Below are 11,582 nucleotides of genomic sequence, written 5' to 3'. Positions count from 1 at the left end.
CGAGAAGAAGCTCTCGGATATCCGCCGCGACGAAGCTGCGGCCGCCGCTGCCAAGCTGCAGCAGAAGGCTTCCACGGCCGCCTGAAGCTCGATGTGAGCGAATGCAGAGACATGAAAGCCCCGGTTCAGCGAACCGGGGCTTTTTTCTTGGATCAAGATGCCGCCTGCTCTTCAAATCTCGTCCGCAGCAGCAGCTTCTCGATCTCTGCCGCGCGGGGCGCGCTGAGTGTGCCACGCTCGATCCCGAGCGGGACATTGCGCAGCGCCAGCTCGCGATACAACGCACCGAGCGCCCGGAGGTGCTTGAGGATCGTTCCAACGTCCCCCCGCGCCACGCAGCCGCCCATGCCGTTGGCCAGGCCGCCGTCGAGAACGGCTGCAACGGTCCCCCGCAGCAGCGGCATCATCCGCACGCAGCGCGTCGGCCTCGCTGGCACCAAAGCTCTTCCAGAGCGCGACGCCTTCCTTGAGCAGCGCGATCAGGAACGGACCGATATAGTAGGCCGAGGCATGATAGAGCGCCCGCACGCCGGCCGGCAGCGCCAGCGGCTCGCAGCCGATGCGGATCGCAAGCCATTCCAGATCGCGCCTGAAGTCGCCTTCGGCCTCGATGCCGACGGTGCATCCGCGCAGCCCCTCGAGCGCGACGTCGGGATTTGCAAACATCTGCGTCGGATGAAATCCGCCGGTTGCGGCGCCCGCGGATTTCGCTTGATCGATCGCCGCGAGCTCCGTCGCGCCGCTGCAATGGACCACGCGGTGACGCGGCTCCCAGCGCAGATCGACGGGTCGCCGAAGGCGATCGGCCTACGTGCCGGGCGGCGGGAACGGCAGACGCGCGAGGGTCACGGCCCACGGCAAATACGGGGGCTTTGCAGTCCCGGCCAAAACGCGGAACGGGATCGGCAGGGCATCAAGCCGAACCACCAGGCACGAAAGCAAAAGGCCCGACCGCGATGCGATCAGGACTTTTGTTTTGAGCTTGATGCGGCGAGACACATCCGTCCCGGTCCGGGACGGCAGATCAGGCTGCCGTCGCCGTGATCAGAGCGTCTTCCACCGGCATCAGCACGTCGTTGCCGAGCAGGAAGCCGCGGCAGCTGCGCAGCGAGCGCAGCGCGCGGTTGAAGTCGATGCCCGTCGAGACCAGCGCCCGCAGCGTGCGCGGATTGCGCGCGATGCCGCGCAGCACCTTGCGCAGGTCGATGTCGCCATTCGGCTTCACCGCAGATTTCGCAAGCTCCGGCAGCGCCCGATGCGCGGGATCGCTGATCACGCGCAGCGCGGCAAACGGAATGCCTGCTTTGGCGGCGTAGGCTGCCGCGATATGGCTCTCCATATCGACTGCGGCCGCGCCCGTGATCGAGCGCAGCGCAGCCTTGCAGGCCTTCGCCGCAATCACCTCTTCCACACCTGCGAGGCCGCCGCGGACGATCCTGCGACGCCTCAGCGCGGCGCTGGCGATCATCTCTTCATTCAGGGCGGACGCGGCCAGGAAACGGGTATCGCCGGACATCACCTCGGTCGCGACCACGACGTCGCCCGACTTGAGCGACGGGTCGAGCCCGCCGGCCACGCCGAACGAAATCACGCCACGGAAGGTCGTCGGGTCCAGCGTCGCCAGCAATGCACGCAATTGCTGCGGATCGCTCGAGCTGCAAATCACGATCATGCCGGGGCCTGCCGCGATGCGGGCCTCCTGCACCAATCCAGTCACAATCAATACCGGCCGAGGATCAATTCTACTGCCCACGGTCTCGGCGGCCCCCGCCTCAACAATCACATCCCGACCCCTACCACCCTGCTATTGGTGCTTCTTAAATTCCGATACCGCGCCAGCGCCCAGAGCGGAAAGAACTTCGAGTAACCATGATATCGCAAGTAAAATACCCGCGGAAACCCCGTAGCTGTGTATCGGTGCTCGTCCCACAGCCCTTTTTCCGTCTGTGTTGCCTTTAGGTACTCCACCCCCCGCACAACTGCTGGATTTTCGACCTCTCCGGCCGCCATCAATCCAAGCAAGGCCCATGCCGTTTGCGAGGAGGTCGAGGGCGCAACTTCATAACCCTTGTAATCCAGCCGGTAACTGACGGCGTTCTCGCCCCAGCCGCCGTCCTGATTCTGGACTGACGCCAGCCAATCCACCGCTTTCCGAACCATCGGGTCGTTGCGGTCGACCCCTGCGACATTTAGTGCATTGAGCACCGACCAGGTGCCGTAGACGTAATTCAGGCCCCAGCGGCCGTACCAGGAGCCCTCGGCGAGCTGGGTGCGGCGCAGGTAGGCAACACCATCTGCCATCGCCTTGCTGCTCTCGGTCGTCTCGCCGAGCTGGCCCAGCATCGAGATGCAGCGCGCGGTGACATCCTCGGTCGGCGGATCGAGCAATGCACCGTGATCCGAAAACGGGATGTTGTTGAGGTAATATTCGAGATTGTTGACGTCAAACGCAGCCCAGCCGCCATCGCGGCTCTGCAGCCCCTCGATCCATTCGCGGCCGCGTGCGATCGCCTCGTCATATTCCCTGGTGCCGGTATGACGCCGCACGCGGTCCATTGCCATCACGACCACGGCGGTGTCGTCGAGATCGGGATAGTGGTCGTTATTGTACTGGAACGCCCAGCCGCCGGGGCGGACGTCCGGCGCCTTGACCGCCCAATCGCCCTTCAGTTCCAGCACCTGGCGCGGCTTCAGCCAGTCGAGCCCCTGCTTGGCCTTGGCGAGCGCATCGTCGCCCCCCACTTCCTGCAGTGCATGGCAAGTCAGCGCGGTGTCCCACACCGGCGAGACGCAGGGCTGGCAATAGGCTTCGTCGTCGCCGATCACGAGCAGCTTGTCGATCCCGCGGCGGGTGATGGCGCGCGGCGGAAAATTCTCGTCCTTGCCGAGCGCCTCATACATCATGACGATGTTGGCCATCGGCGGATAGATCGCGCCCATGCCGTCTTCGCCGTTCAGCCGCTCCTCGGTGAAGGCGAGCGCGGCGTCGATCGCGCGCTGGCGCAGGCTCTTGGGAAACACCGGCTCGATCACACGCAGCACCGCGTCGAGCGAGCGGAACAGATAGAACCAGCTCGCGCTCTGATGCGGCGCCTTCGGCGCCATGCGGAGCGATTTCGGATCCTCCAGGAACAGTTCGTCGATGCCGACGCCTTTCGGGTTCTTCGCACGCGGCTTCAGCGCGGCAAGCACCATCAGCGGCACCATGGTGGTGCGCGCCCAGTAGGAGATCTTGTTGATGTGGAACGGCGACCACATCGGCAGCAGCATGATCTCGATCGGCAGCACCGGCGTTGCGCGCCAGGTCACGACGCCATAGAGCGCGAGCAGGAAGCGCGTAAACACGTTGCTGGCCGAAGCGCCGCCGCGCGAACGGATCGCCTCGCGCGCCCGCACCATATGCGGCGCGTCGACGGAATCGCCGATCATCTTCAGCGCGAAGTACGACTTCACGCTCGCGCTCATGTCGAACGGGCCATCATGCACCAGCGGCCAGCCGCCATGCGCGCCCTGGACGCGGCGCAGATAGTTGCCGATCTTGGCCTCGAGCCCGGCGTCGACCGGCTCGGCGAGATAGTGACGCAGCAGGATATACTCGGCCGGAATGGTGCTGTCGGCCTCGAGCTCGAACACCCAGTGTCCGTCGGACTGGCGATAGCCGAGCAGCGCTTCGGTTGCCTTGGAGATGCTCTTCTCCAGCGCGACCGGATCGACTGTTACGCCGTGATCTCTCGAAAGCATTTCGCTCGATATCCTCTTCATCGCGGACCGGCTGATCGAAAGCCGCGGCCGCTTAACAGGTCGAATCTAACGCCTGGCCAGAACCAGATCTGCGGCGCGATCACCCGACCGCACCGATCCCTCGATGGTTGCTGGCAACCCGGTAGCAGTCCAGTCGCCGGCAAGAAACAGGTTTTTTTGCGCCGTTGCGGGCCCCGGACGCAGGGCGTTCTGCTCCGGTGTCGCCTCAAATGTGGCGCGGCGCTCGCGCACGATCTGCCAGGGCGGCAAGTCGCCGGCAATGCCGGATGCCTTGCAGATATCCCGCCAGATCGCCTGCGCGAGCTCCTCGCGCGGCATGTCGACCAGGCGGTCGCCATTGCTGATCGTGATCGACAGCCGTTGCGGGAACGCGAACAGCCATTCCACGAGACCGCCGACCACGCCGAGGATCGGCGCAGCGTCGCGCGGCGGATCGACGCGGAAATGCGCGTTGACGATGGCGCGAAATTTGGTCGGCGTTTTCAGTCCGGGCAGCAGGGATGCCGCTGCGCGCGGCGGCACCGCGAGCACGACGGCATCGTCGGCCGCGAGCGTGATCTTGTCACCACCGCCAAAATCGAGCTCCGTGACGCGATCACCCGACATGCCAAGTGTACGCAATTCGTGACTGAACTGGACGCTGTGGCCCCTCTCCTGCAGCAGCTTCACGGCCGGCTCGATCAGGACCGAGCTCAGGCCGTCGCGCGCGATCAGCGGACGACAGGCCTGCCCGCCCGCGAGCAGCGTCTCGCGCACGATGGCGCCGGCAAGCCCGGCCGAGCCCTCCGGCGGATCGACGTTCAGTGCCGCGAGCAGCAGCGGCTGCACCAGGCGATCATACAGCGTACCCTTGCAGGGAATGGTGTTGCCGACCAGCGCCTCGGTGCCGGCCCATGCCAGCGGCGCCAATGCGAGATAATCGCGCAGGCCGGTATCCGGGACACGGCGCGCCTCGTCGAACACCCACAACGGCAGGCGGGAGTCGCCGAGGTCGAGCTGCCAGCGCTGGCCGGTAGCCAGATCGACGAACGGAAACTGCGCGCGCGCAGGTCCCACCAGGCCGGCCTCGGTGCCGATCGAGCGCGCGTAGCTCAGCGCATGGCGGTTGCCCGACAGCACCAGATGGTTGCCATTGTCGATGGTGAGATTGGTCGCGGCATCGAAATAGGAGCGGCAGCGGCCGCCGGCCTGCTGCGTCGCCTCGTGGACGGCCACCTTGTAGCCGCCATTGGCGAGCCGCACGGCGGCGGAGAGGCCGGAAATGCCGGCACCGATGATGTGAGCGGTCTTTTGCATCAGATGATCGCGTAACGAAGAAGAATGCTGATCTTGGCGGCCTTGGACACACGCACCGGCGCACGCGGCGCAGCGAAGCCGCGCGCGATCAGAAGATCGAGGATCGCACGGTAGTATTTCGACATGATCCGCGGCGCGCGCACGGCGCGGCGCGAATTGCGCTTCATGATCTCGTCGGACTTCTGGAAATGCATCTTGGCGCGCTCGGCCAGCGGCGCGCACACCTTCGGCAGCGCACGGTCGGCGGTGACGCGGGCCGGGTCATTGTTGGTGATGCCGGCGTGCCAGAGCCATTCGCGCGGCAGATAGAGCCGGCCGAGACCGGCGTCCTCGTCGATGTCGCGCAGGATGTTGGTCAGCTGCAGCGCGCGGCCAAGGTGATACGCGAGCTCGATGCCGTCTTCCTCGGGCAGACCGAACACGCGCACCGACAGCCGGCCGACCGCGCTCGCGACGCGATCGCAATACAGGTCGAGTGTCGCGAGATCCGGCGCGCGGATGTCCTGCGGCACGTCCATCTCCATGCCGTCGACGATCGCGACGAAATCCTCGCGCTTCAGGCCGAAGGTCTTCACCGGTCCGACATAGTCCTTCAGCCGTTCCGGCGGATGCCCCGCATAGAGCGCGTCGATATCGTCGCGCCACTGCTGCAGCGCGGCCAGGCGCTCCGGCCGCGGACCGTCGGAATCGGCGATGTCGTCGACCTGCCGACAGAAGCTGTAGATCTGGAACATCGCCTCGCGCTGCGCGTGCGGCAGGATGCGCATCGCGGCATAGAACGAGCTGCCCGACGCAGTGCTTCCGTAATTTGCGTTGGCCGCCGCCTCAACACTCATGCGCCTGCCGCCGTCTTGGAGAGCCCACGCCGTCCGGTCGCGCGCCGGGCGGTCTCGCCGGCCATGCCGCCAAGGCTCCGCAGCAGCAGCTCGACCGGGCTCAGATGCACGCGCTCGCTGAGCGGATCGCGCACCTTCAGCATGGTGACGATCTTGTCGGCAAAAGCCTGGATCACCGAGATCTCGAGCCCGAGCCGGAAATCCTTCACCTCGGCGGCGAGCGACTTGCTCTGGTCGAGCAGCGCTTCGGTGCGCACCGCGAGCGCCTGCAGGCACTTGAGCAGCGCCGACTGCGACTTCGCCTCGCCGAGCATCTCGACGGTCGCGCCTGCATCGGCCAGCGCATCGCGCGGCAGATAGACGCGGTTCAGATTGCGGTAGTCCTTACCGCAATCCTGAAGATGGTTGTTGATCTGGAGGCCGGCGCACAGCGCATCCGACGCCGCCCAGGTCGAGGCGTCCTCACCGTGCACGTCGAGCATGAAGCGACCGACCGGCATCGCCGAGTAGCGGCAATAGTCGATCACGTCATCCCAGTTCTCGTAGCGCAACTTGGTGACGTCGAGGCGGAACGCGACCAGCACGTCGAGCGCGTGCCGCGGCGGCATGCCGCGCTCGGCGAAGGCCCGGCGCAGGCTGACCGCCTCCTTCTGGGTCTCGCCGTTGCCGAGCAGCTCGGCCTCCATGAGGTCGAGATAGCGCAGCTTCTCCGCAGGCTGCAGCGTGGCATGATCGGCGATATCGTCGGCAGTTCGGACGAAGTTATAGAAGGCCAGGATCAGGGCACGATGCCGCGGATGAATGATCCACGACGCGACGGGAAAATTCTCGTCGCGGTGGGTCTTTCCGGATCGCAGGTCGCTCGCGGTGGTCATGGGAAATTTGGGCTACACTGGTCATGGCACGACGCAGGCGCGAACGGTCGGGCGCATGCGGGGGATTTGCGAGCCCCATATAGGGGAATACGCCACCAAAACCAATGCCATCTGTGACCGCCAGCATATGCAGCCGCGGCCGGCATGGCTGCCAGCCGCGGTGTCGATAGCGGTCCCTCGAGACCCTGAATCCGGTCCTACTGGCCGTGGGTCTTCAGCACCTGGTCGCAGGCGGCGCTGATCTTGCTGCGGTTCTGCTGCAGGCAGGCGAGAATGGTGAAGTCGCCCTGATCGATCACGGCACGGCAGTGACGCTGCACGTCGCGCGTGCAGGCCTTCTGCTCATCGGGGGTACCGCTGCGCGCCTGCTGCTGGGCGAAGGCGCTGGACGAGAGCGGGATCGACAACAGGGCAAGTGCCAAGAGAAATTTACGCATCGTATTCCTTCATTTCCGACAGCAGAAAATCTGTTCCCGAAAAGCGTTTCGGCAGGGCCGGGACGGATTTTAGGGATTGCAGACGCCACGTAACGCGGCAACGGATTGACGACAAGCACTGCTAAATGCGGCTAAATTTGCGGCGCTGTAAACCCCCACATAAGCCATTGATTCACAACGCCGATTCATGCCATCACTTTGTCGCGTTCGGCTATTGCGGATGGCACTTGCGCAAAGCTACATGCCACGGTGAGGCGAATGGTTTGTGATTCTGGTCGATGACAATAAAGGCGTACGGGCGCCGCTTCTGTCGTTTGAACCTAACATTCTTCGGTGACACTAAACCTTCGATGCGGCCAGACGTTTTCTTGCGAAGGAAGCGTTGATTTTGATGGGAAAATTCACAATGAAACTGCTTGGTTCCAGCCTTTATGGTCAGGCTCTCAGGGCTGTGGGCGTCGGCGCCGCACTGATGCTGTCTGCCTCCGCGGTGCATGCCCAGGCCAACGGGCCGTTCGCCGGTTTCGCCGGCTCCTGGACCGGTACGGGCACGGTGGCGTTGTCCAACGGCACGACCGAACGCATTCGTTGCAAGGCGGACTACAAGGTCGCGCCGTCGGGCATGAGCCTGAAGCAATCCCTGCATTGCGCCAGCGACAGCTACAAGTTCGACCTCTCCAGCGACGTCACCAGCCAGGGCGACCGGATCTCCGGCAACTGGAGCGAGGCGAGCCGCAACATCTTCGGCAATCTGCAGGGCACCGCAGGCGGCGGGCGGATCGACGTGTTCGTCGAGGCGTCCGGCTTTGCCGCGAACCTCAACCTGCAAACCAACGGCTCCAAGCAGGTCGTGCAGATCGACTCCAAGGGTGAGATCCGCGGCGTCTCGATCACCATGACGAAGAGCTGACGCCCCAAGGCCGATTTCGCAGACCAACAAAAAAAAGGCCCGGTTCCGAACGCTTCGGAACCGGGCCTTTTGTTTGTCGAAGATCAGGCCTTTTCGATCGGCGCGGGTTGCCCACCCTTGCCGCGCAGCTTTTGCGACAGGTTGATCAGGAACATCGAGGTCGGGCGCAGGATGAAGAGATCCGCAACCAGGGCTGCGACCATCGAGAAGGCGCTGAGCCAGCCGAACAGGCGAAGCGACGGCAGGTCGGAGAACACGGTGACGACGAGGCCGCAGGCCAGCACCACCGTGGTCAGGATCAGCGCGGGACCGACCAGCACCGTGGCGCGCTCCACCGCAAGCTCCGGCGTGACACCTGGCTTGGTCTCCAGCCGCAGGCGATTGAGGAAGTGGATGGTGGCGGAGAGACCGAGGCCGAACGACACGGTCAAGGCCACGACGCTGGCGAATTGCAGCCCCTCCCCGAGCAGCCACAGCACCGTGCCTGACAGCACCACAGGGAATATGCCGGGCAGGATGCAGGAGAACATCACCACGACCGAGCGGAATGCGAGCCCGATGAAGACCGCCACCAGCAGGAATTCGACGGTCAGGCCCCGGTTCAGTTTTTCAATCATGTTGGCGCTGTTGCGCGCAGCGATCACCGACAGGCCAGTGACGGCGATCTCGTAACCGGGATGCTCGGCGCGGACCTTGTCCAGCGAGCTATCCAGCTTGTTCACCACCGGAAGCAGTTGGCTCGAATCGAGATCCGGGACCCGGCCCGACACCACGACCGCATCCTGATCGGCCGAGATGAAGCGACGCACCAGATGCTCGGGAATGACGCCGACATACTCCTTCAGCGTCGCGACGTCATTGCTGCCGGCCTTTTCGGCGAGCCAGCGGCGCAGGGTTTCCAGCGACCAGACGTTGCCGACGCCCGCCGCGGTTTCAACCATCGCGTGGACGTCTGCGATCGTCTTCAAGGTCTCCGGCGAGTAGAGCGATTGGCCCTTGGGGAATTCGATCAGCACGTCGACGGGATTGGCACCGGTCAGCTTGGCGTCGAGCCGGCTCGACGCCGCCACCGCCTGCCGCTTGTCCGGAACCTGGTCGGCGAGCCGGTAGCGCGGCTCGAGATTGGCGTAGATGATGCCGAGCCCGCCGACCACGATCACGGCGATCAGGCTGAACAGGCCGGGCCGGCCCACCATGCGCACCGCGATCCAGTAGCAGAAATTGCGCAACGCCTGGACACCGGCATCGGCGCCCTGGAATTTTACCGCGAACACTTTTTCGTTGCGTACCAGAAGCACGCCGAACGCAGGCACAAGCGAAAGCACGGCGATCAGCGCGATGATGGTCGCGGCGAGCCCGGCCTCACCGAATTTGCGGATCAGGTCGGAATCCGAGAATTGCAGCGCGATGAACGAGATGCCGGCGGTGCCATGAGTGAGCACGCAAGCCGGACCGACCACCATCACCGCGTTCCTGAACGCGGTGTACTTGTCCTGGCCGGCGATCAGGCGGTCTCGTGCCGCAAACGTCAGCTGCATCGAGTCGGAGAAGCTGATCACCATGATGAGCGGCGTCATCACGTTCAGGAACATGTTGAGATTGAAGCCGGCCCAGCCGAGGCCGCCGAGCGCGAGAAGGATCGCGATGATCGGCGGAAACGCGGCGATCACCATGAACGATATCTTGCGGAAGAAGATGATGGCGATAATGCAGCCCGCCAGAATGCCGAGAATATTGTAGGTCAGTCCGTCGCGCTTGACCGCGTTGCGGATTTCGAGCTGCATGACCGGAACGCCGGAGAGCTGGGCGTTGAGCCCGCTCCCGCTGAGATCATCGGCCATGATCTTTCTCATGTCCGCGACGACCTTGGAGAGCTTGTTGCTGCCGACCACCTCAGGCTCGAGCGACAACACGATCAGTGCCAGCGTTCCATCCTCGGATAGCAGCTTGCCGCGAATGATCTCGTTGGATTTGACGGTCTCGACGAACTTTTCGTAGGCGGCGCCTTGCGGCAGCTCGGACGGGAACAGCGCGGCCGGCAGTTTGCCGGGCTCCGGCGCCTGGCGCGCCGAAAACAGCGAGACCAGGCCGCGCACGCCCTCGACCAGCTGCAGGTCGGTGACCATGTCGCGGACCTTTTCGAGGTTCTCGCGCGCAAGGAGCGTCTTGCCCTCGATCACGACCAGCACGTCGAACTCGGTTGCCGGGAAGCGTTTGGTGACCGCTTCGTACTGCTTGTAGTCCTTGGAATTGGAACGGAACAACTGGCTGAGTGAGTCGTCGATCTTGATGCGCTCGATGCCGAAAACGGCCGCAACCATCAGCGCCAGCAGAATGATCACAGACAGGACCGGCGCCTTGATCGCGATCAGGCCGATTCGCTCCAACCCGAATGCGATGCTGGCCCCCGGCCGCGGCTCTTCGACCTTCTCGACGTGGACCTGACTTTCGGAGTTCTTCTCGAGCATGCCCTGTCCAGTTCTGAAAACGGCTCAATCTGTCTAGCTTGGGTCTAGGGGCGCGAATGAGGCGGGTGAGCGCGATTGATCGGCGCTAGTCCTTGAAAACACGCGAATATTGACCGGCGCCGGTTTTACCTGTCCGCCCCCTTGCTCGCAAGCGCGAGGGTCGAGCCAAATCGACGGGGAACCGCCGATCGCCACCACTAAGTGTCTGATTTGTCACACCCTGGTAACGCATTCTGTGACGATCCACCGCCGCTTTCGTCCTTCAATGCGACCCCCGTGATCTGGCGTGCCAGGCCCTCGCGCACAAGCCAGGCGATTCTGAATGAGGCTTCCGCATAGCTCAGCCCGGCGCGGTGGATGTTGGAGATGCAGTTTCGGTCGGCATCGGTGAGGCCGATCCGCGGCGCGAAGGTGAGATAGGCGCCAAGGCTGTCGGGCGCGGAAAGGCCGGGCCGTTCGCCGATCAGCATCACCAGCATGCGTGCGCCGATGATGGCGCCGATCTCATCGCCGAGCGCGACCCGCGCACCCGACGCGACGACGACCGGGCCGGCGTCGATCTTGTCGGCCGCAAGCTGCGGCAGGAGATGCCGGATCAATTCGACGGCGTGCACATTGACCGCGGTCGGCGACAAGCCGTCACCGATCACGATGGCGCAAGAGCAGGCGGTGATGCCGCTGCTCTCGAGCGACCGCCGCGACGCGGAGTCCAGCATGCGCCCGAGATCGGGCCGGCGCAGATAGTCGCGCCGGCTGGGCGCCTGGCTCGACCCCTCGCGCGGCGTGATGCCCAGGCCGGCAAGGCCGGCCGCAATCCCGCCGACATCGAAAGCCGCGTGGACGGCGTCGCGGGCCCGGTCCTATTCGATCTTGAACGAAAGCAGCGCATTCGTCGGAAGACTAGCCCCGTAGCGGCCGACAACGACGCCGCCCGGCGAGAGGTCACAACACGAGGGACGCGCATGGGGCAATGTCCACGGCCGGTTGGCTAGACTTTA

The 11,582-nt window shown here is 64.4% G+C and carries 9 protein-coding genes and 2 pseudogenes; 1 reads left to right on the top strand and 10 read right to left on the bottom strand.

What is annotated here, in order from left to right:
• Nucleotides 1-152: 152 nt before the first annotated feature.
• The 8 genes and pseudogenes from FNJ47_RS53385 to FNJ47_RS39720 form a co-directional block, all read right to left on the bottom strand.
• Complete coding sequence (locus FNJ47_RS53385; RefSeq protein ID WP_283811350.1) at nucleotides 153-407, bottom strand: DUF2520 domain-containing protein; 255 nt, start codon at nucleotides 405-407, stop codon at nucleotides 153-155.
• 76 nt (nucleotides 408-483) lie between these two features.
• Nucleotides 484-666: pseudogene (locus FNJ47_RS54860) on the bottom strand (Rossmann-like and DUF2520 domain-containing protein); the annotation flags it as partial.
• Between the two features lie 358 nt (nucleotides 667-1,024).
• Entirely contained in the window at nucleotides 1,025-1,783 is a 759-nt protein-coding gene (locus FNJ47_RS39745) for a phosphorylase (RefSeq protein ID WP_430649460.1), read from the bottom strand.
• Nucleotides 1,780-3,741, bottom strand: coding sequence for a squalene--hopene cyclase (gene shc / locus FNJ47_RS39740; RefSeq protein WP_163161417.1), 1,962 nt, complete (start codon nucleotides 3,739-3,741; stop codon nucleotides 1,780-1,782). Before shc ends, FNJ47_RS39745 begins: the two co-directional genes overlap by 4 nt.
• A gap of 66 nt (nucleotides 3,742-3,807) precedes the next feature.
• The gene (gene hpnE / locus FNJ47_RS39735; protein ID WP_163161415.1) at nucleotides 3,808-5,058 is read right to left on the bottom strand and encodes a hydroxysqualene dehydroxylase HpnE; all 1,251 of its coding nucleotides are present in this window, start codon (nucleotides 5,056-5,058) and stop codon (nucleotides 3,808-3,810) included.
• Nucleotides 5,058-5,894, bottom strand: coding sequence for a presqualene diphosphate synthase HpnD (gene hpnD / locus FNJ47_RS39730; protein WP_163161413.1), 837 nt, complete (start codon nucleotides 5,892-5,894; stop codon nucleotides 5,058-5,060). The genes hpnE and hpnD overlap by 1 nt, the downstream gene beginning before the upstream one ends.
• Nucleotides 5,891-6,769 carry a squalene synthase HpnC gene (gene hpnC / locus FNJ47_RS39725; RefSeq protein WP_163161411.1) on the bottom strand — a complete coding sequence of 293 codons (879 nt, stop codon included), beginning with the start codon at nucleotides 6,767-6,769 and terminating at the stop codon, nucleotides 5,891-5,893. The genes hpnD and hpnC overlap by 4 nt, the downstream gene beginning before the upstream one ends.
• Before the next feature lie 197 nt (nucleotides 6,770-6,966).
• Entirely contained in the window at nucleotides 6,967-7,206 is a 240-nt protein-coding gene (locus FNJ47_RS39720) for a hypothetical protein (protein ID WP_163161409.1), read from the bottom strand.
• A gap of 406 nt (nucleotides 7,207-7,612) precedes the next feature.
• Here FNJ47_RS39720 and FNJ47_RS39715 point away from each other — a divergent pair, with 406 nt between their 5' ends.
• Nucleotides 7,613-8,116 carry a hypothetical protein gene (locus FNJ47_RS39715; RefSeq protein ID WP_163161407.1) on the top strand — a complete coding sequence of 168 codons (504 nt, stop codon included), beginning with the start codon at nucleotides 7,613-7,615 and terminating at the stop codon, nucleotides 8,114-8,116.
• Nucleotides 8,117-8,199: 83 nt separating this feature from the next.
• Here FNJ47_RS39715 and FNJ47_RS39710 read toward each other — a convergent pair whose 3' ends face one another.
• Both FNJ47_RS39710 and eutC read right to left on the bottom strand, forming a co-directional pair.
• Complete coding sequence (locus FNJ47_RS39710; protein ID WP_163161405.1) at nucleotides 8,200-10,584, bottom strand: efflux RND transporter permease subunit; 2,385 nt, start codon at nucleotides 10,582-10,584, stop codon at nucleotides 8,200-8,202.
• 197 nt (nucleotides 10,585-10,781) lie between these two features.
• Nucleotides 10,782-11,555: pseudogene (gene eutC / locus FNJ47_RS39705) on the bottom strand (ethanolamine ammonia-lyase subunit EutC).
• Between the last annotated feature and the right edge of the window lie 27 nt (nucleotides 11,556-11,582).

The sequence above is a fragment of the Bradyrhizobium uaiense genome, assembly GCF_010811875.1.
GTDB classification, from domain to species: Bacteria; Pseudomonadota; Alphaproteobacteria; order Rhizobiales; family Xanthobacteraceae; genus Bradyrhizobium; species Bradyrhizobium uaiense.
This window is presented reverse-complemented; position numbering and strand designations above follow the sequence as displayed.

Excerpts from the sequence above, each read along its gene's own strand:
- FNJ47_RS53385 (WP_283811350.1), bottom strand. The coding sequence starts at position 407 with ATGATGCCGCTGCTGCGGGGGACCGTTGCAGCCGTTCTCGACGGCGGC.
- shc (WP_163161417.1), bottom strand. The coding sequence starts at position 3,741 with ATGCTTTCGAGAGATCACGGCGTAACAGTCGATCCGGTCGCGCTGGAG.
- hpnE (WP_163161415.1), bottom strand. The coding sequence starts at position 5,058 with ATGCAAAAGACCGCTCACATCATCGGTGCCGGCATTTCCGGCCTCTCC.
- hpnD (WP_163161413.1), bottom strand. The coding sequence starts at position 5,894 with ATGAGTGTTGAGGCGGCGGCCAACGCAAATTACGGAAGCACTGCGTCG.
- hpnC (WP_163161411.1), bottom strand. The coding sequence starts at position 6,769 with ATGACCACCGCGAGCGACCTGCGATCCGGAAAGACCCACCGCGACGAG.
- FNJ47_RS39720 (WP_163161409.1), bottom strand. The coding sequence starts at position 7,206 with ATGCGTAAATTTCTCTTGGCACTTGCCCTGTTGTCGATCCCGCTCTCG.
- FNJ47_RS39715 (WP_163161407.1), top strand. The coding sequence starts at position 7,613 with ATGAAACTGCTTGGTTCCAGCCTTTATGGTCAGGCTCTCAGGGCTGTG.
- FNJ47_RS39710 (WP_163161405.1), bottom strand. The coding sequence starts at position 10,584 with ATGCTCGAGAAGAACTCCGAAAGTCAGGTCCACGTCGAGAAGGTCGAA.